Source organism: Synechococcus sp. MIT S9507 (assembly GCF_047304715.1).
In the GTDB taxonomy this organism is placed as follows: domain Bacteria; phylum Cyanobacteriota; class Cyanobacteriia; order PCC-6307; family Cyanobiaceae; genus Synechococcus_C.
Genome location: NZ_CP138970.1, coordinates 2,506,158 through 2,524,698, shown reverse-complemented (window position 1 = coordinate 2,524,698; position 18,541 = coordinate 2,506,158). Strand labels below are relative to the sequence as shown.

Genomic DNA, 18,541 nt, shown 5'->3' with positions numbered 1-18,541 from the left:
GGAATCAGTGATCGGGATGCTCGAACAAAGCCACAGCCCTGTCGGTCTCCGTGATCTCGCGTGGATCAGAGGCGGGATCAGTCGCGGACGGCCGTTGCAGAGAAGGCAGTGCGAGAGAAGACAGTTCGAGAGAAGACAGTTCGAGAGAAGGCAGTGCGAAGGCTTTTTCCAGCTCGGTTTTTGCAGCGCCGAAGGGGTAGGTCATGAGGTTGGTCGTGTTGCGTGGACCCACCGGACCCACGCCCTTTACATTGCGCAACATTAACCGCAGACACGTCCGGACGGACGCTTCAGGGGCATCCGAGCAGAGCAATGAAAGTGATTCTCAGCAGCAGATTTGCACTCCTGATTGTGATTCTCAAAAACATATCTGCAGTTCTTGAATGTGATTCTCAAAAGCATATTTTGATCCGCTAATGTTCGGTTTTTACGCATATCTTTTGCTGTTTTGTGATGTAGAACTGGTTCATCCCTCCCAGAGGAAGAGACATGACAGCTTCACAAATCCAAGCCCCCATCGAAGTCCCCACCGGTCCCGCAGGCCGTGCCATGGCCGAGCCCATGTCGGCCGAAATGCTCGACCTGATGGAAGCCCATCTCAACCTTGAGCGTCAGTCAGCTGCTGATTACTTCGCTGCTGCCGTCTGGTTTGCTGAGCGTGAGCTGACCGGCTTTGCCGAACACCTGCGTGATGAGGCCAAGCAAGAGGAGCAGCATGCTGCCAAGTTTGCTGACTATCTGATCAGCAGAGGTCAGCGGCCTGTGCTCGACACCATCGAGCCACCCCGTCAGCAGTGGACTGGCGTGGAGCAGGTGATTGCCAACGTCTTCCGCATGGAAGCCGATGTCACCGCTTCAGTTCTGCAGCTTTATAAAACTGCTGAAGAGGGCATTGATCGCCGTACAACCGTCTTCCTTGATCCCATCGTTGACGGCCAGCGTCTCTCTGAGCACGAGGCCGCTTACCTGCTGGGTCGCGTCAAGTTCGCTGCAGGCAACCCTGCTGCGGTGATGATCATCGACGCTGAACTGAGAGAAGGCGAGGCCGAGCCCGCCAAGCTTGAAGGCTGATCCACCCTCCGTTCATTCAGCTCAAAGCCCAACCTGCCAATCGAACCCAACAGCCCCGCACAGTGCGGGGTTTTTTTATTGCCCTGGAGTTATGGCATCACCAGACTCCAGATGAGCTGATCACACTCGAGCCAGCGCCCTGATGGCATTCGCCATCAACTCCGATTCCGTGTCAAGAACCTTGCTGGCTCCCCTGAAGCAGGAGGTTTAGATGCATATTTGAAGTGGTGCGAGGACGACATGGTGCGTTGGCCAATGGTTCTGGGGCCATGTGCTCTCTTGCTTGGCGTCACCATGGTCGAGCCAGGCTGGAACCAGGAAAAGAGGCCAGTGCTGGAACAAGTTGTCCCTGCCGAAACACGTTCTGACCGAAATTGGCAAGCTTTCTGGCGGCATCATCTGGGGGACTGGAGAGGTCGCTGGACCCGCTACACCCCCTCCGGGGAGGTCAAGGAGACCTTCGCCAGCTCACGCCTTTTTACGGCAAATGCAACCCAAACAGAAGTTGTTCAGACAAACCACTACCGCTATGCAGACGGGCGTTCCATCCGAAAAGAGTGGAAAGCCAACATTGAAGAGCACAATCAAGCGGACGGATTTGCCCATCCTGCAAGCGAAACCATGCGTGGTTTTGCTTTAGATAACGGCTCAGCAGCTTGGTTGATACCCACCCTTCAAGCCAACCAGTTCGCACCATTTGAACTCATTCTCAAGCGCGGCGAGATTCGCCACAGCGTCGGAGTTCTTTATGGAAAAGACGGTGAGTTGATGCGCACCGCAAGCATCCGCGAGGAGCGTGGAAGCCAGCAGGGGAAAAGCTGGAGCGACACCGTGATACAGGTGGAACCCTGGAATCCCGTTGGTCGTTGGAAAGGAGAGAAGCGTCAGATCCAACCCGATTTATCCCGCGTTGTCCAGCAGCACTCCGTTTGGCAGTGGGGAGACAAGAACCATTCCAACCACTTCTTTCCAGATGGAATCATCTTGCGCTGTCCTGAACGACTCGTTCCAGGTCGGTCCTTCTCTATTCGCGTGATCTGGCTGCTGGATGAAGATGAACTCCAGACGATCACAGCTAACTACGACAGCAAGGCTCAATTAATTGCCGTGACGCACCAAGCGCTTACGCCAGAAGGTTGATCACGGTAATTGTTGAACACAAACCTGACTTTTCAACAACGCCTGATGGATTGATTTCGAGGCGCAGGCGGAGACCACTACCGCCAAAGGCCAGAGCAGAAGCGAAAAACGAATTTCTGGAAAAAGGCCGATAGACTCAGTTGCGCGCTTACGAATCACTGCACGCGCAGGCGGAAAACATCACCACTTAGACGGGCAACAGCTCCCAGGCTTCAATGTTGATTACATCTAGTGAGCAGCTTGTTCACATCGATGTCCGCACAGCAAAACGTCCGCCCACTGAAAATCCTTCTTGATCGTTCATCAGCCAGCCGACACCGTTCTTCGGTGGATGGCGGTCAACAAGTGGTCTGTCCTTGTTTGGCATGACGCCACGATGGCGAAACCTCAACACCAGCTGCTGCTAGCGGGGCTTCAGAGGCTCAGCACCACTTCCCGCATGAGAACGAGATCGCTTGTTTTCATTGCTGCGATCTGATTGACAGTGGTTCCGATCCCATCAAGCGGTTACTGAACTAATCGGTAGCCGCTAGAAGCAGCTCCAACTCTGCAATTCCGCAGTTACAGCCATCCCGCTCGCCATCACATGGCTCCATGTTGGGATGCCCCTTGGCACAGGACTCAGAGCAGAAATGCTGCCCGCCAATCCTAATTGACCTCGATTCTTCAACGCTGCGCTTGCAAAGCGAGCAGTCGCATAAAAGAAAAACTTCAATCATCACACAACTCTCGGTAACAACTCGTCCGGTCTATTGCATTCAGGGCATCATTTCTTTGGCGGCTAACCGAACACTCAATATCGACTTATCGAGTCTGATTCTCAGCAGCAGATTCACGCTGCTGAATGTGATTCTCAACAACATATTTGGCATTCTTGAATGTGATTCTCAAAAGCATATTTTGATCCGCTAATGTTCGGTTTTTACGCATATCTTTCGCTGTTTTGTGATCTAGAACTGATTCATCCCTCCCAGAGGAAGAGCAATGACAGCTTCACAAATTCAAGCCCCCATCACTGTCCCCACCGGTCCCGCAGGCCGCGCCATGGCCGAGCCCATGTCCGCTGAACTGCTCGATCTGATGGAAGCCCATCTCAACCTTGAGCGTCAGTCAGCTGCTGACTATTTCGCTGCTGCCATCTGGTTCGCTGAACGCGAGCTGACCGGCTTTGCCGAGCATCTCCGTGATGAAGCCAAGCAAGAGGAGCAGCATGCCGCCAAATTCGCCGACTATCTGATCAGCAGAGGTCAACGCCCTGTGCTCGACACCATCGAGCCACCGCGTCAGCAGTGGACCGATGTGGAGCAGGTGATCGCCAACGTCTTCCGCATGGAAGCTGATGTCACCGCCTCGGTGCTGCAGCTCTACAACACTGCGGAAAAAGACATTGATCGCCGCACCACCGTCTTCCTGGACCCCGTCGTTGACGGCCAGCGCATCTCCGAACACGAAGCCGCCTATCTGCTGGGCCGCGTCAGGTTCGCTGCAGGCAACCCTGCTGCTGTGATGATCATCGACGCTGAACTCAGGGAAGACGAAGCCGAGCCCGCCAAGCTCGAGGGCTGATCAATCAGCGCAAGTCCCACCTCCCAATCGACCTCAACAGCCCCGCCAAGTGCGGGGTTTTTGCTGGGGCGAACTCCTGCAAGCCAACGAGACAGCCACTCAGGATCTGAACAGCTTGAACAACGCCCAGAGGGCAGCCGCAGCGAGCAACCAGTAAACCCAGGACCATTGCAGCCAGACAGCAACGATGAGGCCCGCAGCGAACAGGGCCAGAAATCTCCCGAGAGTCACACTAAGCTGACGAGGGTCTCCATCTAAGCCAAACCGGCCCGGAATCCACAGCCCACAACGCCAGGGGCGAGCTCCGTAGGGTTTCACTCAGCGGCTGCAGGTTGGATGAACGTTGACAAGGAACTGCAGAAGCAGGCGCGCAGAAACCTGCGTGGCACCGACCCATCCATCGCCAGGTAAATGCAGGTGCTCGAGCATGAGATCTGCCACCTCGAGAAACTCAATGCACAGCTGAACATGGACCTGAAGGCGCTTCAGCAGCAGCAGGCAGGCTGATCAATATTCGGCGCCACAGGATCTCAGGAGACCCTGAGGATTGCCCGGATCAGATTCGGGCGCTGCTGGAGTTCAGCAGTGAATTCCTGAGCCAGATCTCTGGCTTCCATGGCATCGGAGGCGTAGACACAACCTTCTCGGAATGCTCCGGTGCGATCCCGGTAGCGCACCAGGTAGCGGTTGACGGTTTGAAGTGGTGAGAACATCTGAATCCCTGCCTAGGCGAATCCGAAACGGCGGGCAGCGCTGGCCTCGAACTCGCGCCTGATCTGCACAATCGCCTCGCGGGCGAAGGCCTTTTCGTTTTCCTGCGCAGTGATGATCTGCTTCGTGAGCTGACGCAACTGTTCGATGTCCTGGCAGGCATCGATCTCACGAAACGCTGATTCAAGGTTGAATTTCTGCTCAACCGACAGACGATGATTGGTCATGGTGCAGGGACGGCAAAAGCCTCACATAGCGAGGCATTGAGTGGCAGTACACCTACGTTCGCCACGGCCAGAGTCAATCGTGACGGTGAAATCCGCCCCGGGCCGAACACGCGGTCAGACCCGGAGCTTGATAAGCCAACCAGTTTGAATGAGGGCAACGATCAGAAACCGAGCTGATTGAGGATGCCCTGACCGGTGAGCAGTTCAGTGCCCAGGCCGATCACGAAACCGAGCATGGCCAGGCGGCCATTCCAGGTTTCAGCGAAGTTGACGAAGCCGAAGCGGCGTTGAGTGGTGTCAGTCATGGTTTCAGGTGCGATGGTTTCGGATGCGGAAGTGAATGGAGAAGCAGATCAGCCGGCGCAGTTGCAACCACAGGGCTCACGGCCATGGCACGGCTCCCTGTTGATGTGTCCGTTGGCGCAGGCCTGCGAACAGAAGAGAAGAGTGCCCCGGTGAAAGGATGTGGCCGGCTCGACGGCACAGGCGCAGTCGGGGCATGCGCACTGATGGAGAACTGCTGTCATGAATGTCTCCGCTGGGGACCTTTTCGGTCTATGGCTGCCGCTCCCCACGGTGCAGAGGGGACAGCCGACCTCGGAGGTACGGTTTCAGGATCTTTCCAGGTGAACGGCTCGGGAGCAGATTCACAGCTTTTTTTCAGCTGAATCATGCGGATCAGGCCAGCTCCGCACATCAATCGGTTATCCGTAGCCAATGGCACCGACAGCCCGATAACGGCCGGCCAGCATGAATGCATCCACACCGTTGGAGTTGGAACCATGAAAGCCAACAGCAACCGTTGCCAGGACCTGAACAAGCAGCTGGCCATGTACCGCGCCTTCCGCGACATGGAAGGCGTTGCGGCCGTCACCCGCGAGCTGCAGATGGATGCCTGCGCCTGCCCGATTAGGGACTGAACCTGATCAAAGAGGATCAGAGCTGCCCCGGCATCCAACAATTCATTGTTCGATCAGCAACTGCTGTTCCCCGGCAGTGAATCCATCCAACCGGCTTGTCCGGTGCCTTTCAGAGGGGAACCACCCACCGGCATCGACTACATCGGCAAGGCAACCGACCTTCCCGATCCCGATGCGATGGCACTCTCGATCGGATTTGATCTGGAGACCTTCAACCGTCGCACGGATCTCTGGCGTCACAAGGCCAGCCTCAGCCCCTCGCTCGGCGGCGAGATCCGGTTGGCACAGCTGCACGCAACGGGCAGTGACACCACACTGGTGATCGATGTGGCGGTGATCGGTCAGCCGGCCACTGACTGGATCCGCAGGCTTGTGCGCAACCCCGAACGCAGGCTGGTGGGCCACAACCTTCTGTTTGAGGCGACCTTCCTGATCGGCGCAGGCATCAGACCGTTGTGCCAGTGGTGGGACACAATGCTGGCCTGCCAGATCATCGGCGACCTGCCGGGCAACAGTCTGGCCGCCGCGGCTGCGCACTACCTGAAGCGTGCGCTCGACAAAAGCGAACAGACCGGCGACTGGGGAAATGCCCTCACCGCCAGCCAGCTGCGCTACGCAGCTCTGGATGCCGAAATCGTGCTGCCTCTGGGACGGGAGCTGCATCAACAGCTTGTCGCCACGCGACAGACCACGGTGCACCGGCTTGATTGCTCAACCATCAGTGCCTGCGCTGATGGTCAGGTGCGAGGGCTGGCGGTTGATGTCGAAACAGCACTTGACTCCAGAGAACGGGCCCTCAGAGAACGGGAACGACTGGCGGCCCAGGTGCAGAAGACACTCGGAATCGAGAACTACAGAAGCCCCGACAAGCTGCAGAGTGCCCTGAGTGTTCACCTGGGCGAGCCGGTTGAAAACACCAGGGACAGAACCCTGAACACGTTTCTTCCCGATCCAGTCATTGAGACGCTGCAGCAGCTGAAGGCGTTGGATCAGGAACTGAAGGAGGTGAACTGGCTGCTGGATGAAGCCCGGCTCACCGATGGCAGGGTTCGTCCTCACTACCGGATCATTGGTGCCAGCACAGGCCGAATGAGCACCAGTGCCCTGATCCGCGACAGCCGCAGTCACGTTCCATCCGACACCGAGCGATTCAAAACAGGCCCGAGACAGGGCGAACCCAAGCCCGTGAAACTCGGTCAGTGCGGATTCAACTTCCAGGGCATCACCGGCGATCGCAAAAAAGCGCTGGGAACCGGTGATCCCGACACTGTGCTGATGGACCTCGACTGGTCATCGATTGAGATCCGGCTGCAGGCAAGCCCTGAGCTTTACAACGACGATGGCCAGCGCAGCATCCTGCTGGACGGCATCGACCCACATGCCTACATCGCCAGTCAGGCCTGCGGACGCGAGATCACGAAGGCGGATCCGGAACGCTCAACGATCGGCAAACGAGCCAATTTCGCCCTGGCCTACGGCTGCGGGCTCTCGGGGGTTCGCAAATTGCTCTCGAGGGCCCGCGGTGAGCAGGTCTCGGAGAAGGAAGCCCGTAAGGTTTACGACGCCTGGCATGATCTGCACCCGCAGATGAGCCTGGAGATGGAGAAATTCTCCAGCGGAACCGTGACAGAAGTGCGCAGCATTGCCGGACGACGGATGACATTCCGGAGCAACCAGGTGGGATCTGATGGCATCAGACCGATGCAGCCACTGGGAAGAACCAACGGCATCAATTTTCCTGTACAGGGATCCGGTCGTGATCTGCTCGCCTCTGCCCTTGGTGATCTCTGGCCAGCGCTGGATGGCTTCGCAGGTGTTCACATCGTGGGGCTGATTCACGATGAGATTCTTCTCGAAGTTCCACGAGATCTTGTGGAGGAGGTGAAAGCCGTCGCCCTCGCCTCGATGACCTCAGAGAAGCTTCAGAGCCTGTACCTCGGTGATATTCCCCTGGAAGCGGAGTGCAACATTGCAGAGAGCTGGGGAGACGCTCACTGAACGATCACTGTCTCTGGGCAGACTGACTCCGCTCAAGTCGTCGATCGGATGATGGATCAACACTCATCCAGACGTTGAGTTGAAGCTCGCCTGGATCGTCACAACCAATTTCTTACAAGCGTGGGAAAGCTTCTGCGAGTTCATCCGCTACGTGCGGATCAGATCAGCCGCACAAAAGGTTCAGAACCAGACAAACGAAAGACTTGTTATTCCTTGGCAACAAGGTTTAAATAGGAATGACGAATTCATCTGCCTGAAATGCTCACTGGTGCCGATCTGCTGACCAAGGTCAAGGAACTGGGAGACGTCTCAAAAACTGATCTGGCTACTGCCTGTGGGTATGTCTCCAAGAAGAAAGACGGCTCTGACAGGGTTAACTTCACCGCCTTCTATGAAGCATTGCTGAATGCCAAGGGCATCGAACTTGGTGGCGGTTCCGCCGGAATGGGCAAGGGTGGTCGCAAGCTCAGCTACACCGCCAAAGTGCAGGGCAATGGCAACCTTCTGGTCGGCAAGGCTTACACCGCCATGCTGGATCTTGCTCCTGGCGATGAATTCGAAATCAAGCTCGGCAAGAAAGCGATCCGACTCATTCCCGTCGGTGGCGAGGAAGAAGGGGAAGAGTGATTGTCTGAAAAGACCGGTCACCACCTGATCGATTACTGGCAGGGTTGCGCGTCAACCCTGCTTTTTTTGTGGCTGAATCAGGGGAGGGAAAGCACGACAATCCACTAAAGTGCAGCTCCCGGTGGGTGATCAGTGAGCACGGAAATACTGCAGTGGAAGGACCTGTCTCTCGAAGAGCTCGAGCTGGTGCTCAAATCGGAAGAGGTCACAGGTGAGCCCGAGGAATATGCCTACATCAGAGACAATGGTCGACTGAATCTGCTCAACGACGAGTCTGCGGTTCAGTTTTCTCTGGAGTTGCCCAAGACTGAAGCCGTTGAAGCAACTGAAGCCGGTTAAGGTCTGCTGAATTGTTGATCGGATCGTGCTGAGCCTGATTCCTCCTTACTATCTGGCGGCACTCGGCCTGGGACTGGCTGCGATCGTTGTGGTTCTGTTTTATTCGTTCACTCGCACCACCAACTATGAAGTGCAGGAGAAGCTGAAGAAAGCGCAGCTCAGGAAACAACGGCAGCAGCTCAACGATCTTTGAGACCTGATCACCTGTTCAATCAACTCATGCTGAAGGTTGAACTTCGAGCCGCCAGAATTCCAGGCTTACCGGGTCTGATTGCAGATCACTACTGGTTGCTTGTGATTCGCGAGGGTGATAATGACAGTCAACGCGAGTGCGATCGCTGGGAAGTGTGGCAATCCCCGCGCCGGAATCATTCCTGCTGGGGCCATCTCCACAAGAATCTTCTGGCCCCCTGCCAGGGTGTCGGCAATGGTCCATCCCGTGTGATCCAGCAATGGCTTGGTGATGATGCCCTGTCCATCGTTGAGAGGATTGAATCCTCGCCAGCCAGCTATCCCTACACCGAAACCTACCGATACTGGCCTGGCCCCAACAGCAACACATTCGCGCAATGGATCGTTCGCGGAAAAATGGATCTTGGAGCCAGGGCCATCGGCAAAAGCTTCCCGGTTCCAGACGTGATCTGATCACGAAGGCTTCAGGCGACTGTGGAGATCACAGCCCAAGCCCCTGGATCAAACGCTCCTTGGCCTGAATGATCGCAGTCATCTGCTCGGCAGAGCCCCCCAGATCCGGATGAGCCTCTCTGGCAGCGGCTTTGTAGGCAGCCTTGACCGCCTCAACGGTGATCCTGCCCTCTGCCGGAAGACCCAGCAAGCGTCGATCCAGCTCACGACCTGGCCTGCCGGCCATCCTGTCCGCGTGATCAGACCACCACTGGGAGGCACTTCGGGCCCGCCCGCGGTCGTGGCAGGCGTAACCGCACCAGGCAAGACAGTCGGCGGTGTCCTGAGGTGGGTCTCCTTCAAGGGTCGGCAGACGCAGAACGACACCCCAGAACAGACAGCGGCGGATGAGGTTGTCTTCTTCAGGGCCACCGGAGGTGAAATCGAACACCTTGCCGGAGGGGATCAGCTCTTCAAGATCAGACCAGAGAGCCTGATCGATCCTGTCGCGACGCTGAAGCCCCACCGTTTCAAGAGCATCGAGCAGGAAGCAGACTGCTGAATCGGAAGTCGTGATTGATGGAGCCGATTCGACAGCTCCATCGATGGCCCCGAGTCGATGCGGTGTGGCACGACGTTTGAGTCTCTGAATGCGTTCGGCCAGCACAGCCGCTTCTCCCTGAACCTGCCGTCGGTGATTGTCAATCAGCTCAAGCAGCGCCCGCCTGCCGTCATCAGACAGAGGTCGATCACGGTCAAGCCTCTGCTCAACCTTGAAGATATGAACCTGCCTGGCGGTCACACCCGGCATGGCGGAAGCGTCCTGACTGCAGATCCGCCAGCGCCTGGCCTGCAGGCTGACAGCCCCAGAGTCATGAAACCCGGCCGGAGAGTCCGAGGACATGTTGTTGATCATCAACTGCTCCACTCACGCCATCCGGAACGACCATTGCTGGTCGGCACGGCGATCGAGCCAATGTGCCATTGAAGGTTTGCCTGGCAATCATCTGATCGCTTGCACTCAAAAAGACACGTACATTCCCCCCAACCGCCAGCAACGCATGTCGATGGAGGAAGTGAAGAGATTTTTACTGACCATTCGAGACAACAAGCCCTTGTACGACAAGATTGCAAGTGTTGCAACGGCAAGCGAGATCGCTTCCATCGCCAGCACGATGGGGTTTGAATTCACAGCTGCTGAACTGAAATCAATTCCCAATCAGACCGTTGAAGGAGTGCGAATCAAGAGCCAGGACACAACACCTTCATACAATTTCGGCGAAGGTGGAAACTGAATCAGCCCTGAGATTAGTCAGGCATCAGGTATTCCAGAAGCAGTGAAAAACTCCACAAACCAGCAACGGCAACAAAACCAAGAAGGATCAGGGCAGCAGGATTAACCGCACCCTCGGACTCCACAGGGAGCTCTTCCATGGTGCTGCTGTCAATTTGATTCTCCACAGGACGATTAACAACTCAAGCCATCTTATTGCTGACCTCAGAATTCAAGTCGTGCGCGATACTGAGGATACTTTTAATGCGGCGTTCAGCCACAATTCCAGTCCAGCTGGGTAGCTTTCGACAAGCCCCGGAGTTGTTTCCTGTCAAGCGCTTTACAGGCAACAACAAAACACTATTTTTATTCACCAAAAAGTAATCAGCATCATCCTGAGCGAACGTTCCCGGTCTTCAATCCACCAAACGAAGGCACAGGGAAGAGGCAAAACCCCAGCTTTCTAGCGGCGCCTGCGGCTCATTTCATGCTTTGAAGTTTCACTGAATGCGGTGAACAAAACAACAACGACCGAGACAAGACCCAGACCAAGAAACACAAGGTAGTAGGACGGAAGAATACTGAGCATTAAAAACACGCTTTATTCAAGAGTAATCAGAATTTGAGAATCAGCTCATCGATTGATACTCAGCTCCCATCTATCTATTGTTTTTAAATTGGCCTGATTATTCCATTGCCTGTTTCCAATGCAATGGCGGACCTGACAAAAGCTCTCACCCTGTTCAACGTGGGAGTAACCGGGCCATGCTCATGCTTTCGCTTCGATCACCTGCCATCGCCCTTGTGGCGCTCGCACAGTCATTCAGTGTTGGCGTGTTGCCTGGCCAGGCTGCTCAGAACTGCGGGCCTGGGGCTCACTGGGTTCAGACCGGACCCATGCTGGGTGCCGGATATTGCAAGCCGAAGCACCGCAAAGACCACTTCGTCTGCGCCATCGGCTATCACTACGCAGGACAAGGGCGGTGCGTTCGCAACGGTCCCTGGTGGGAGGGCCGCAGACCTGTGAACTGGGGTCCCTATTACGAGCCACGCAACAAACAAGGCAGCGTGACCTTTGAAGGACCGAATGGGGGCGAGATCAAGCTGAAATGGTGATCAGCGGCAGCATCGCCGGGTCACATCAACAATCTGAAGCAGCCATGAAATCTGCTTGCAGCGCCGGAATGTCTGGCTCAGCCTGAGCCCATGCAATCCGCCTTCTCGATTCGCCCCGTCAGACCGGCCGACATTCCGCTGATCAATGACTGGGCGCGTCGTGAAGGGTTCGCGCCGGGCACCGGAGACATCAACATCTACCGGCAGACGGATCGCCAGGGCATCTGGGCGGGCTGTCTTGACGACACGCCGATCGGGTGCATCGCAGGCATTCGCTACAACCATGCCTACGGTTTCATCGGGCTCTACATCGTGCGCCCTGACCACAGGGGCAGGGGCTACGGCGTCAGGCTCTGGAGAGAAGCGCTCGCTCACCTCCAGGACGTGAGCTGCATCGGGCTTGAAGCCGCAGAAAACAGGATTGATGACTACGCCAACTGGGGTTTTCAACCGGCCTCAACAACGACGCGCTGGCAGCTCGAGATCGATTCGCTGGTCGAGCGGCTCCCTGCATCGACCCTGCCTGAGGGGCTGAGATTGATTCATGGGGATGACATCCCGGAGGCAACGATTCAGCTCTATGACGCTGACCGGGAACTCAGCCCCAGACCTCACTTTCTGTCGGACTGGCTGCACCACCCCGCCGGTGAGGTGACGGCGCTGCTCGACGGAACGCAACGCTGCCATGGTTTTGCCCGGATCCGGCCCTGCCTGCTCCAGACGCAGGCTGGCTAGCGGATCGGCCCCCTGCTGGCGGATTCAGCTGAACTGGCTGAGCTGTTGATCCTGGATCTGCTCAAGGCAAGGCAGGGACTGGTGATCATCGATTCCCCGGGCGGCAATGCACTGGCCTCACCATTGCTGAACACACTTGGCTTCACACCAGCTGGACGCACGCTGCGGATGTACCGCGGTGTGATGCCATCCCGGCAACTGAATCAGGTCTACGGACTTGCCTGCCTGGAACTGGGCTGAGCCGGACATCACAGAGCGATGGATCCACACACGGTGGATCTCAGGATCAGACAAGCCTGGAAATGGCAGGGATGCGCCTGAGCTGATGACTCAGACCAAAACTGACCAGCACGGATGCAGCACCACCCACAATCCACGACAACAGATTGGGCCACGCGAAGAAATTGATCGAGCCGATGACGAGAACAATGATCAGCGGGTGAATGATGTAAACGAGAAAACTGTCGACCCCTGCTGTGGCCAGCCACTGACCACAGGCCTGCTCATGTCGCTGGAACCAGAGCAGCAGATACCCCATCACACCCCAGCCAATGAAGGTGTTCATGAAGTCGAAGAGAACAGAAATGCCAGGCTGCTGCTGCTTGAAATTTCCTGTGACTGCAACGGCAACGCAAATCCCCAGCATCAGCAGAGACAGAAACACTGAAAGGCGGAACCACCTCACAACCAGATGGGCATCCAGACGCTCAAGCCATTGATGGGCCGCCGCCTTGCAACCCAGAAAGAAAAGAAAGGCATAGGTGAAGACATGGGATCCCTGAGCTCCGAGACCATCGAGAGGTGAGTTGAGCAATATCGACCAGAAATCGCTCGGCATGGTCATCAACACTTCGATGACAGCGAGCACCACAGCACTGATCAGCCAGGACCGCAACCGAGGTGTCGGCATGGTTGCATCAATCGTGAACTGATGACCACTGAGCCTGATCCAACCGCAATAGAGAAGATCAAAGCTGAACAGAACAACGAGGAACCACAGAACTCCAAGATGGTTGAAGGGATAACTGGCAAGAGGAACGGATCGCAACACACCTCCCGGAAAGAATCCGCTCAGCCAATAGGCAAGATTGTTGATCAACAGCAATCCCACCAGAAATGGAACTCCCAGCCTGATCAGGCGTTCTCTGAGATAGGTGGAGACACCTTTTTTGGCCACAGAGCGCGGCACAAAATAACCGGATATCAAAAACAACATGCACATATAAAAGGTATTGAAAAACTCCACGAGGGCCAGATCAAACCCCGTTAACCAGTTCGGTTGACTGCGTCCAACAAAACCGATGCCCATGAAGGATCCTTCAGGAAAGAAGGTCAACGTGACATGGCATAAGACCACCAAAGCAATCATCACTGCCTTGATCTGATCAAAAAAAAGCACGCGCTGCTTAGCGCTTTTTTGAAGTTGAGTCATAGTCATGTCTAGTCAATTCAGCGGGCGCCAGCCATCGCCATCCGCCTGAAGCAGGCATCGACGACGTGCAGGCAGCAAGGATCAAACGGATCAACAAAGACAGCGCCATAACAACGAGATTCACAGCACAGGAGGCCAGTCGCCGCTCCTGAAGGCCGCGATTATTCATCGGCCGAATGAAGTCGGCGACACATTGACTGGTCCTGCTGAGATGGCAGTTTTGAGGTCCAATGAGTCAGAGGTGGCTGATTGGTCGTTCGGGCGCTGGTGGGACAGCGCCAGGACGTTATGGCTCCTGCAAATGATTCAGTGGCATTGATGCATTTCAGCTGCGCTGACGATTCAGCTGATGCATGGCCTTTAGGGAAGCTGTTGCCAGGTTGTGAGTCCAATCTGATGGTCGATTGGTCGCCTAGGTGGGACCGGTGCTGAGGGACTCAGCACCGGGCTAGGCCAGCTGAACCCAGGCCTGCACAACCTGGTTGTTGCCGCTGAATTGCGCTGATCGCAGCTTTGCCAGAGTTGGCCTTGATCAGCGAGGCAGCAGCGCAGATGTTCGGGCTTGATCAATCCCTGCTGCTCGAGTGGATCTCCGCCTGGTTGGTGCTGAACTGGGGTGCGCATCTCGCTCTGAGCCGGCAGGAGGGCGGGGAATCCGCCAACGATTCATCCAGACGTCAGTTCCCCGGGCTGAGCGAACAGTTCCGCTACGCCCTTCATGCGCTGGCGATTGGCTGGTTGATCCGGTGGTCGTGGCAGCTGCTTCCGGCGGTTGGATAGAAGGGCATGACCACTGCACCCCTGGATCAACCCGGTTCAGAGAATCGGCGCTGCCGGGCAGATCCCCCTGTTGCACCCACAGGAATGACCATTGGCGCAGGCTTCGGAGCAGAAGGCTTTGCCGTGGCGCATCACCGCCCTGGCAGGCTCGAATTCACAGCGGCAGTCTGCACTGCACTGGCACTTGATCAGATCAGACGTCATGGCGATCACCGGAATTGAGACTTTCTGTCTATGCCGGCCTGACCACCCCCGGAAGCGGTGACAGCCGTCAGGAAAGGTTCGGTTTCAGGATCTTTGCTGCGTGGCTGAGCGGGATCAGAGTGGCCGGGATCAAACGACACCAGTTCAGGCATCAGGTCGGCTGCAGCACCACAGCGATGCAGACCAGCGGGCCAGCATCATGCTGCGGTTGCACAGAGGTGGGCGATCGCACGGCGACAAGCCCGGTGACCTCCTTCAGCACCGCCGGGCAGGTCGTCATGGGCCTGCACCGGCGTGCCTTGGATCAACGCTGCTCAATCCAGCGGCTGAGTTTCATGTGGATTGGAATCCAGATGGCAACGACGATGACGGCGGTGGTGAGGGGTTCCATGGCCTGGCATCGAGGATCAGGAACCGCAAGTGCAGCCGCAGGCACCGGCAGCGTCGTGGCAGGGCTCATTGTTGGGATGACCGCTGGCACAGGCCTCCGAGCAGAAGCTCTGACCGTTTCTGGACACCGCAGACTCACCGCTTGCATCGCAGTTGCAGGTAGGGCAGGCGCACTTCAAAACTGTTGCTGACATCACAGGATCACGTCTTCAATTGTTCTATCAGCCGATGGATACTCAGCAGCTGAAAAAACAATGAGAGTTACAGATTGGCATCAAAAAAAGAGAATGATTATCGGTTTCAGATGTCAACGAAGAGAATGATTATCAGTTTCGCGAACTGTCTTTATGGCCTGCATTCCCAGCCCAATGAATGGTTCTGAGTGATTCAACAATCAGCGCGGATCCAACGGTGATCAACGCACCGGTGGACGACAGCGCCGCCAGCCCACCTTCTGCATGTTCTGCCATGCCTCGATGGCGTTGTGCTGGAGCATGCGTCTCTGGCTCTGCGGCTCAGGGGGATAGGGCCTCACCCAGCGATAGGTGCTGAGGATCACCCACTGCCCATGGGCGGTTGAACGGCCAGTGCTGAATCTCACCAGCAGCTGCTCATCACCATTCACCAGCCAGCCATCCCTGCCGGCATGCAGTGGTGGTTCGTGGCTGATGTGATCCCGCTCAAGCATGGGAAGGAGTTTCGCCGTGATCGTTGCAGACAGGGACAGGAGTTCACAGAACCTCACTGCAGCAGAGAGTCAGCCGCCGTTAGGTGATCAGCTGAGTCAGCAGTGCGGCGGAGGCCAGTCCTCCGAAAAACAGGAACGTGGGCAGCAAGGCCGGCCAGACCATGGGAGGAGTGGGATCTGACATCAGGAAGCCGGGGCTTTGGTTCCGTGAAACTAAAAGGTTCAACCCTCTCAGCAGGTGATCAGCTGAGGCCCCGCAGGTCGTATTTGCATGGATGCCGGGTATCTCCGCGATCAACGTCCCTGCTGCGACAGCCGATGTGGCTGCCGATATCACTGCAGCAGTGGCTGCAACAGTGGCTGCAGAAGTGGAGATCTCCGCACCCTGCACTGGCGGTTGTCCCCCTGGAGGATCCGGGATCGTTCCCCGAGATTGAAAGGGCGTCGGGTGACGCGTTACGCCACGGCACGGATCCCCGCCGTTGGTCGAGAGCCTCCCCTGAGAACGGAGGCTTTTCCTGCCTGGATGACGACCCGACAGGAGAACCAGACTGGGGGAATGGCCCAGCTCTCACCCGCCTGCCGCAACGACCTGGAAGCCATCGCCGTTCCCAGACATTCCAGCTGGGAACCGCTGGGTCTGATGGCCGTGCGCAGCCATGTGCGGCAACAGCTCGCTGCACTTGGGCAGGTGGAAGAGCAGAGGTTCAGAGAAGGCAGCCATGAGGGCGTGAATCTGATCCTGAAACTTGCCGGCCGCAACCCGAGGCGACGGCCGCTGCTGATCGGCGCGCACTACGACGGGCCGCTCAATTCAACCGGAGCCGATGACAACGCCAGTGCGGTCGCAGCCCTGCTGGAGCTGGGCAGGCGCTGGAGCACTGCACCCCCCAGACGCCCTGTGTGGCTGGTGGCCTTTGACCTGGAGGAATGGGGGCTGCTCGGCAGCGCAGCACTGGCTGAACAGCTCAGGACTGAGCAGCAACGACTGAAGCTGATGGTGAGTCTGGAGATGCTCGCCTACACCAGTGACAACCAGAGCTACCCGCACCCCGCCATGGGCCGGGTCTACGGCAACCGCGGCGACTTCATCGCGCTTGTGGCCAATGCCCGCGCCGGCCTGATGCTCAGCCGGCTCACCCTTACCATGGGACAGCACGTGAAAACCAGGGCGCTGCCGGTGCCGCGCGCCGGCATTGATCTGCCCGCCGTGCGCCGCAGCGACCACAGCCCCTTCTGGGATCGGGGGTACAGTGCCCTGATGGTGACGGACACCTCGTTCATGCGAAACCCGCACTACCACCAGATGAGCGACACGATCGACACGCTGGATCTGCCCTTTCTGGCCTCCGTGATCAACGGTCTGGAGGTGGCGCTGGGCACCCTGTGAACAGTTCTGCGGATCTGAACACCCCTGCAAATCAATGGAAGCCATCAGCGGTGCGGCCATGGCGATTCAGGAGGAATTCCTGCAAATAGCAACATCCACAGCGAGATCGCTGCACGGTTGTTGAGACCGAGGGCTCTGATGGATCAGAAAAAAGGCCGCCATCCCGAGGACATCACGCACCACATGATTCGAGCAGCAGTGCTCTTTTTCATCGTGACCGCTGCTGCTGTGACCTACTGGACCGTGCGCGATCTGAAGAAAGGCGTCTCGGTGCCGGCTGTCGAGCCGATGACAGAACAGGCTGTGCCGAAGAACTGATCGCACTGAAAGCCTGCTGCTGAATTCGCTCCATGGGCACCAAGAGGAGATCGGTGAAACGAGCGGTGATCGCCGGAGCGATCAGCGGGCTGATCGTCAGCTTCCTGAGTGATCTCGACCCAGCTGTCGCCATCCTGATCGGCGTTGGCTGCGGGATCGGCGCCGATCGACTCATCGCCGCAAACCGGACTTTGCCCTGACACCCGAAACCTGAAGCAGGGGCTGAGGCGCAGGAGCGTCGTTTCAGGCGAGAGGCCTACGAGCCAGCGCCGTCGAGAACGGCAACAGCGGCAAAGACTCCGCCGATCGCCACGAAAAAAACCAGAGCCAGGAACACAGGACCGAAAAGCAATCCACACTGATGAGTATTAACGCTTAAGTACATTTACTCATGTCTTCAGGGATACCTTCCGGCCTGAGTGCCCCCTGCGCCTTCAGGCGGATCCTGCGCAGCAGGCCGTGAACTGCTCATCCAACAAGCAGCCGCCAGACGCAACGCCCCTCATCAAGTGATCAACGAAGCATCAAACTTGTTCGGCGCCGATCAGACAACTTCACAAGGTCAGATGATCGATTCCTTAACGAAATACTGCCACGAATAACAGCGTGATTAGAGTCGTGAGAACAACAATCACGCTTAAATCTTCAGCGATGGGCCATTCCAGGGGGGCGAAGATCGTCCATCAGGCAACAATGCTTGCACTGGCTCTCAGCACGGCCTGTCTGCTCTCTGAGAAGGCAATGGCCAACCCGACTGGAAGCAGGAACTTTCGAATCGAGGACTCCTCCATTGAATCCATCCATGCTGCGATTCAGCAGGGAACAATCAATTGCGAACAACTCATCGAGAGCTATTTCGATCGGATCAAAAAATATAATTTCAGCCTTACAAGAGGAGCTCCTCTGAATGCATTTGTCGCCCTGAATCCGAATGCAGTCAGACAGGCCAAGGCTCTTGACAGGCGCTTCCAGCGAGGCAATGCACTGACCGG

34 protein-coding genes and 1 pseudogene are annotated in these 18,541 nt (G+C 56.8%); 18 read left to right on the top strand and 17 right to left on the bottom strand.

Annotation, left to right across the window (positions count from 1 at the left end):
* Window positions 1-4: 4 nt before the first annotated feature.
* Entirely contained in the window at window positions 5-262 is a 258-nt protein-coding gene (locus tag SIB83_RS13715) for a hypothetical protein (protein WP_413746160.1), read from the bottom strand.
* 227 nt (window positions 263-489) lie between these two features.
* On the opposite strand from SIB83_RS13715, the gene SIB83_RS13710 reads away from it, so the two are divergent.
* Complete coding sequence (locus SIB83_RS13710) at window positions 490-1,071, top strand: ferritin (protein WP_413745478.1); 582 nt, start codon at window positions 490-492, stop codon at window positions 1,069-1,071.
* 240 nt (window positions 1,072-1,311) lie between these two features.
* Entirely contained in the window at window positions 1,312-2,211 is a 900-nt protein-coding gene (locus tag SIB83_RS13705; RefSeq protein ID WP_413745477.1) for a DUF3598 family protein, read from the top strand.
* Between the two features lie 244 nt (window positions 2,212-2,455).
* On the opposite strand, the gene SIB83_RS13700 is transcribed toward SIB83_RS13705, so the two are convergent.
* Together SIB83_RS13700 and SIB83_RS13695 are read right to left on the bottom strand one after the other, a co-directional pair.
* Window positions 2,456-2,578 carry a hypothetical protein gene (locus SIB83_RS13700; RefSeq protein WP_413745476.1) on the bottom strand — a complete coding sequence of 41 codons (123 nt, stop codon included), beginning with the start codon at window positions 2,576-2,578 and terminating at the stop codon, window positions 2,456-2,458.
* A gap of 148 nt (window positions 2,579-2,726) precedes the next feature.
* Window positions 2,727-2,858, bottom strand: coding sequence for a hypothetical protein (locus tag SIB83_RS13695; protein WP_413439785.1), 132 nt, complete (start codon window positions 2,856-2,858; stop codon window positions 2,727-2,729).
* On the opposite strand from SIB83_RS13695, the gene SIB83_RS13690 reads away from it, so the two are divergent.
* Both SIB83_RS13690 and SIB83_RS13685 read left to right on the top strand, forming a co-directional pair.
* Window positions 2,821-3,123 carry a hypothetical protein gene (locus tag SIB83_RS13690; protein ID WP_413747409.1) on the top strand — a complete coding sequence of 101 codons (303 nt, stop codon included), beginning with the start codon at window positions 2,821-2,823 and terminating at the stop codon, window positions 3,121-3,123. The two genes, SIB83_RS13695 and SIB83_RS13690, sit on opposite strands and share 38 nt — an antisense overlap.
* A gap of 72 nt (window positions 3,124-3,195) precedes the next feature.
* Window positions 3,196-3,777: a ferritin gene (locus SIB83_RS13685; protein ID WP_413746159.1), complete on the top strand. Its 582-nt coding sequence runs from the start codon at window positions 3,196-3,198 to the stop codon at window positions 3,775-3,777.
* A gap of 99 nt (window positions 3,778-3,876) precedes the next feature.
* Here SIB83_RS13685 and SIB83_RS13680 read toward each other — a convergent pair whose 3' ends face one another.
* From SIB83_RS13680 to SIB83_RS13660, 5 genes are all read right to left on the bottom strand, one after another.
* On the bottom strand, window positions 3,877-4,008 hold the full coding sequence (locus tag SIB83_RS13680) for a hypothetical protein (protein ID WP_413746158.1): 132 nt from the start codon (window positions 4,006-4,008) through the stop codon (window positions 3,877-3,879).
* Window positions 4,009-4,307: 299 nt separating this feature from the next.
* Window positions 4,308-4,490: a hypothetical protein gene (locus SIB83_RS13675; RefSeq protein ID WP_413746157.1), complete on the bottom strand. Its 183-nt coding sequence runs from the start codon at window positions 4,488-4,490 to the stop codon at window positions 4,308-4,310.
* A 12-nt stretch (window positions 4,491-4,502) separates the two neighbouring features.
* The gene (locus SIB83_RS13670) at window positions 4,503-4,715 is read right to left on the bottom strand and encodes a hypothetical protein (RefSeq protein WP_413401950.1); all 213 of its coding nucleotides are present in this window, start codon (window positions 4,713-4,715) and stop codon (window positions 4,503-4,505) included.
* A gap of 161 nt (window positions 4,716-4,876) precedes the next feature.
* Window positions 4,877-5,020, bottom strand: a complete 144-nt coding sequence (locus tag SIB83_RS13665; protein WP_066907841.1) for a chlorophyll a/b-binding protein — start codon at window positions 5,018-5,020, stop codon at window positions 4,877-4,879.
* Between the two features lie 48 nt (window positions 5,021-5,068).
* Window positions 5,069-5,242, bottom strand: coding sequence for a conjugal transfer protein TrbI (locus tag SIB83_RS13660; protein WP_413401948.1), 174 nt, complete (start codon window positions 5,240-5,242; stop codon window positions 5,069-5,071).
* A 144-nt stretch (window positions 5,243-5,386) separates the two neighbouring features.
* Between SIB83_RS13660 and SIB83_RS13655 the strand changes: the two genes are divergently transcribed.
* The 6 genes from SIB83_RS13655 (at window position 5,387) to SIB83_RS13630 (ending at window position 9,244) form a co-directional block, all read left to right on the top strand.
* Complete coding sequence (locus tag SIB83_RS13655; protein WP_413401946.1) at window positions 5,387-5,635, top strand: hypothetical protein; 249 nt, start codon at window positions 5,387-5,389, stop codon at window positions 5,633-5,635.
* Between the two features lie 45 nt (window positions 5,636-5,680).
* Complete coding sequence (locus SIB83_RS13650) at window positions 5,681-7,633, top strand: DNA polymerase (RefSeq protein WP_413746156.1); 1,953 nt, start codon at window positions 5,681-5,683, stop codon at window positions 7,631-7,633.
* A 258-nt stretch (window positions 7,634-7,891) separates the two neighbouring features.
* Entirely contained in the window at window positions 7,892-8,260 is a 369-nt protein-coding gene (locus SIB83_RS13645) for an AbrB family transcriptional regulator (protein WP_413401942.1), read from the top strand.
* A gap of 132 nt (window positions 8,261-8,392) precedes the next feature.
* A complete protein-coding gene (locus tag SIB83_RS13640; RefSeq protein WP_413746155.1) occupies window positions 8,393-8,599 on the top strand; it encodes a hypothetical protein in 207 nt (68 codons plus the stop codon).
* 25 nt (window positions 8,600-8,624) lie between these two features.
* Entirely contained in the window at window positions 8,625-8,792 is a 168-nt protein-coding gene (locus tag SIB83_RS13635) for a hypothetical protein (RefSeq protein ID WP_413401938.1), read from the top strand.
* Window positions 8,793-8,818: 26 nt separating this feature from the next.
* Window positions 8,819-9,244 carry a DUF3750 domain-containing protein gene (locus tag SIB83_RS13630; protein ID WP_413746154.1) on the top strand — a complete coding sequence of 142 codons (426 nt, stop codon included), beginning with the start codon at window positions 8,819-8,821 and terminating at the stop codon, window positions 9,242-9,244.
* A gap of 28 nt (window positions 9,245-9,272) precedes the next feature.
* Here SIB83_RS13630 and SIB83_RS13625 read toward each other — a convergent pair whose 3' ends face one another.
* The gene (locus SIB83_RS13625) at window positions 9,273-10,127 is read right to left on the bottom strand and encodes a hypothetical protein (RefSeq protein ID WP_413746153.1); all 855 of its coding nucleotides are present in this window, start codon (window positions 10,125-10,127) and stop codon (window positions 9,273-9,275) included.
* 157 nt (window positions 10,128-10,284) lie between these two features.
* Between SIB83_RS13625 and SIB83_RS13620 the strand changes: the two genes are divergently transcribed.
* Window positions 10,285-10,518 carry a Nif11-like leader peptide family natural product precursor gene (locus SIB83_RS13620; protein WP_413746152.1) on the top strand — a complete coding sequence of 78 codons (234 nt, stop codon included), beginning with the start codon at window positions 10,285-10,287 and terminating at the stop codon, window positions 10,516-10,518.
* A gap of 13 nt (window positions 10,519-10,531) precedes the next feature.
* Here the strand turns inward: SIB83_RS13620 and SIB83_RS13615 are convergent, their stop codons facing one another.
* Window positions 10,532-10,657: a hypothetical protein gene (locus SIB83_RS13615; RefSeq protein WP_413746151.1), complete on the bottom strand. Its 126-nt coding sequence runs from the start codon at window positions 10,655-10,657 to the stop codon at window positions 10,532-10,534.
* A gap of 604 nt (window positions 10,658-11,261) precedes the next feature.
* Between SIB83_RS13615 and SIB83_RS13610 the strand changes: the two genes are divergently transcribed.
* Window positions 11,262-11,612, top strand: coding sequence for a hypothetical protein (locus SIB83_RS13610; RefSeq protein WP_413401929.1), 351 nt, complete (start codon window positions 11,262-11,264; stop codon window positions 11,610-11,612).
* 90 nt (window positions 11,613-11,702) lie between these two features.
* Window positions 11,703-12,587 (top strand): annotated as a pseudogene (locus SIB83_RS13605) (GNAT family N-acetyltransferase).
* A gap of 46 nt (window positions 12,588-12,633) precedes the next feature.
* On the opposite strand, the gene SIB83_RS13600 reads toward SIB83_RS13605, so the two are convergent.
* The gene (locus SIB83_RS13600) at window positions 12,634-13,779 is read right to left on the bottom strand and encodes an acyltransferase family protein (protein ID WP_413747384.1); all 1,146 of its coding nucleotides are present in this window, start codon (window positions 13,777-13,779) and stop codon (window positions 12,634-12,636) included.
* Between the two features lie 522 nt (window positions 13,780-14,301).
* Here SIB83_RS13600 and SIB83_RS13595 point away from each other — a divergent pair.
* Window positions 14,302-14,559 (top strand): hypothetical protein, encoded by a 258-nt coding sequence (locus SIB83_RS13595; protein ID WP_413746150.1) that lies wholly within the window; start codon window positions 14,302-14,304, stop codon window positions 14,557-14,559.
* A 36-nt stretch (window positions 14,560-14,595) separates the two neighbouring features.
* Here SIB83_RS13595 and SIB83_RS13590 read toward each other — a convergent pair whose 3' ends face one another.
* The 5 genes from SIB83_RS13590 to SIB83_RS13570 form a co-directional block, all read right to left on the bottom strand.
* The gene (locus SIB83_RS13590; RefSeq protein ID WP_413746149.1) at window positions 14,596-14,763 is read right to left on the bottom strand and encodes a conjugal transfer protein TrbI; all 168 of its coding nucleotides are present in this window, start codon (window positions 14,761-14,763) and stop codon (window positions 14,596-14,598) included.
* A 151-nt stretch (window positions 14,764-14,914) separates the two neighbouring features.
* Window positions 14,915-15,043 (bottom strand): hypothetical protein, encoded by a 129-nt coding sequence (locus tag SIB83_RS13585; RefSeq protein WP_413401922.1) that lies wholly within the window; start codon window positions 15,041-15,043, stop codon window positions 14,915-14,917.
* 24 nt (window positions 15,044-15,067) lie between these two features.
* A complete protein-coding gene (locus tag SIB83_RS13580) occupies window positions 15,068-15,223 on the bottom strand; it encodes a hypothetical protein (protein WP_413406575.1) in 156 nt (51 codons plus the stop codon).
* Window positions 15,171-15,347 carry a conjugal transfer protein TrbI gene (locus SIB83_RS13575; protein WP_413401920.1) on the bottom strand — a complete coding sequence of 59 codons (177 nt, stop codon included), beginning with the start codon at window positions 15,345-15,347 and terminating at the stop codon, window positions 15,171-15,173. Before SIB83_RS13575 ends, SIB83_RS13580 begins: the two co-directional genes overlap by 53 nt.
* 221 nt (window positions 15,348-15,568) lie before the next feature.
* Entirely contained in the window at window positions 15,569-15,898 is a 330-nt protein-coding gene (locus SIB83_RS13570) for a DUF1651 domain-containing protein (RefSeq protein WP_413746148.1), read from the bottom strand.
* A 218-nt stretch (window positions 15,899-16,116) separates the two neighbouring features.
* Here SIB83_RS13570 and SIB83_RS13565 point away from each other — a divergent pair, with 218 nt between their 5' ends.
* From SIB83_RS13565 to SIB83_RS13550, 4 genes are all read left to right on the top strand, one after another.
* Entirely contained in the window at window positions 16,117-16,278 is a 162-nt protein-coding gene (locus SIB83_RS13565; RefSeq protein ID WP_413746147.1) for a hypothetical protein, read from the top strand.
* Window positions 16,275-17,231, top strand: a complete 957-nt coding sequence (locus tag SIB83_RS13560; RefSeq protein WP_413746146.1) for a M28 family peptidase — start codon at window positions 16,275-16,277, stop codon at window positions 17,229-17,231. Before SIB83_RS13565 ends, SIB83_RS13560 begins: the two co-directional genes overlap by 4 nt.
* Window positions 17,232-17,369: 138 nt before the next feature.
* The gene (locus SIB83_RS13555; protein ID WP_413439760.1) at window positions 17,370-17,549 is read left to right on the top strand and encodes a hypothetical protein; all 180 of its coding nucleotides are present in this window, start codon (window positions 17,370-17,372) and stop codon (window positions 17,547-17,549) included.
* A 32-nt stretch (window positions 17,550-17,581) separates the two neighbouring features.
* Window positions 17,582-17,749, top strand: coding sequence for a hypothetical protein (locus tag SIB83_RS13550; protein WP_413746145.1), 168 nt, complete (start codon window positions 17,582-17,584; stop codon window positions 17,747-17,749).
* 445 nt (window positions 17,750-18,194) lie between these two features.
* Here SIB83_RS13550 and SIB83_RS13545 read toward each other — a convergent pair whose 3' ends face one another.
* Window positions 18,195-18,353 (bottom strand): hypothetical protein, encoded by a 159-nt coding sequence (locus SIB83_RS13545; RefSeq protein ID WP_413746144.1) that lies wholly within the window; start codon window positions 18,351-18,353, stop codon window positions 18,195-18,197.
* Window positions 18,354-18,541: the final 188 nt, after the last annotated feature.

Coding starts and splice junctions, on each gene's coding strand:
- SIB83_RS13715 (WP_413746160.1), bottom strand. CDS start 262: ATGTTGCGCAATGTAAAGGGCGTGGGTCCGGTGGGTCCACGCAACACG.
- SIB83_RS13710 (WP_413745478.1), top strand. CDS start 490: ATGACAGCTTCACAAATCCAAGCCCCCATCGAAGTCCCCACCGGTCCC.
- SIB83_RS13705 (WP_413745477.1), top strand. CDS start 1,312: ATGGTGCGTTGGCCAATGGTTCTGGGGCCATGTGCTCTCTTGCTTGGC.
- SIB83_RS13700 (WP_413745476.1), bottom strand. CDS start 2,578: ATGCCAAACAAGGACAGACCACTTGTTGACCGCCATCCACCGAAGAAC.
- SIB83_RS13685 (WP_413746159.1), top strand. CDS start 3,196: ATGACAGCTTCACAAATTCAAGCCCCCATCACTGTCCCCACCGGTCCC.
- SIB83_RS13675 (WP_413746157.1), bottom strand. CDS start 4,490: ATGTTCTCACCACTTCAAACCGTCAACCGCTACCTGGTGCGCTACCGG.
- SIB83_RS13670 (WP_413401950.1), bottom strand. CDS start 4,715: ATGACCAATCATCGTCTGTCGGTTGAGCAGAAATTCAACCTTGAATCA.
- SIB83_RS13665 (WP_066907841.1), bottom strand. CDS start 5,020: ATGACTGACACCACTCAACGCCGCTTCGGCTTCGTCAACTTCGCTGAA.
- SIB83_RS13660 (WP_413401948.1), bottom strand. CDS start 5,242: ATGACAGCAGTTCTCCATCAGTGCGCATGCCCCGACTGCGCCTGTGCC.
- SIB83_RS13655 (WP_413401946.1), top strand. CDS start 5,387: ATGCGGATCAGGCCAGCTCCGCACATCAATCGGTTATCCGTAGCCAAT.
- SIB83_RS13645 (WP_413401942.1), top strand. CDS start 7,892: ATGCTCACTGGTGCCGATCTGCTGACCAAGGTCAAGGAACTGGGAGAC.
- SIB83_RS13630 (WP_413746154.1), top strand. CDS start 8,819: ATGCTGAAGGTTGAACTTCGAGCCGCCAGAATTCCAGGCTTACCGGGT.
- SIB83_RS13625 (WP_413746153.1), bottom strand. CDS start 10,127: ATGTCCTCGGACTCTCCGGCCGGGTTTCATGACTCTGGGGCTGTCAGC.
- SIB83_RS13620 (WP_413746152.1), top strand. CDS start 10,285: ATGTCGATGGAGGAAGTGAAGAGATTTTTACTGACCATTCGAGACAAC.
- SIB83_RS13615 (WP_413746151.1), bottom strand. CDS start 10,657: ATGGAAGAGCTCCCTGTGGAGTCCGAGGGTGCGGTTAATCCTGCTGCC.
- SIB83_RS13610 (WP_413401929.1), top strand. CDS start 11,262: ATGCTCATGCTTTCGCTTCGATCACCTGCCATCGCCCTTGTGGCGCTC.
- SIB83_RS13600 (WP_413747384.1), bottom strand. CDS start 13,779: ATGACTCAACTTCAAAAAAGCGCTAAGCAGCGCGTGCTTTTTTTTGAT.
- SIB83_RS13590 (WP_413746149.1), bottom strand. CDS start 14,763: ATGACGTCTGATCTGATCAAGTGCCAGTGCAGTGCAGACTGCCGCTGT.
- SIB83_RS13585 (WP_413401922.1), bottom strand. CDS start 15,043: ATGACGACCTGCCCGGCGGTGCTGAAGGAGGTCACCGGGCTTGTCGCC.
- SIB83_RS13580 (WP_413406575.1), bottom strand. CDS start 15,223: ATGAGCCCTGCCACGACGCTGCCGGTGCCTGCGGCTGCACTTGCGGTT.
- SIB83_RS13575 (WP_413401920.1), bottom strand. CDS start 15,347: ATGTCAGCAACAGTTTTGAAGTGCGCCTGCCCTACCTGCAACTGCGAT.
- SIB83_RS13565 (WP_413746147.1), top strand. CDS start 16,117: ATGCCGGGTATCTCCGCGATCAACGTCCCTGCTGCGACAGCCGATGTG.
- SIB83_RS13555 (WP_413439760.1), top strand. CDS start 17,370: ATGGATCAGAAAAAAGGCCGCCATCCCGAGGACATCACGCACCACATG.
- SIB83_RS13550 (WP_413746145.1), top strand. CDS start 17,582: ATGGGCACCAAGAGGAGATCGGTGAAACGAGCGGTGATCGCCGGAGCG.
- SIB83_RS13545 (WP_413746144.1), bottom strand. CDS start 18,353: ATGGATGGATTCAATGGAGGAGTCCTCGATTCGAAAGTTCCTGCTTCC.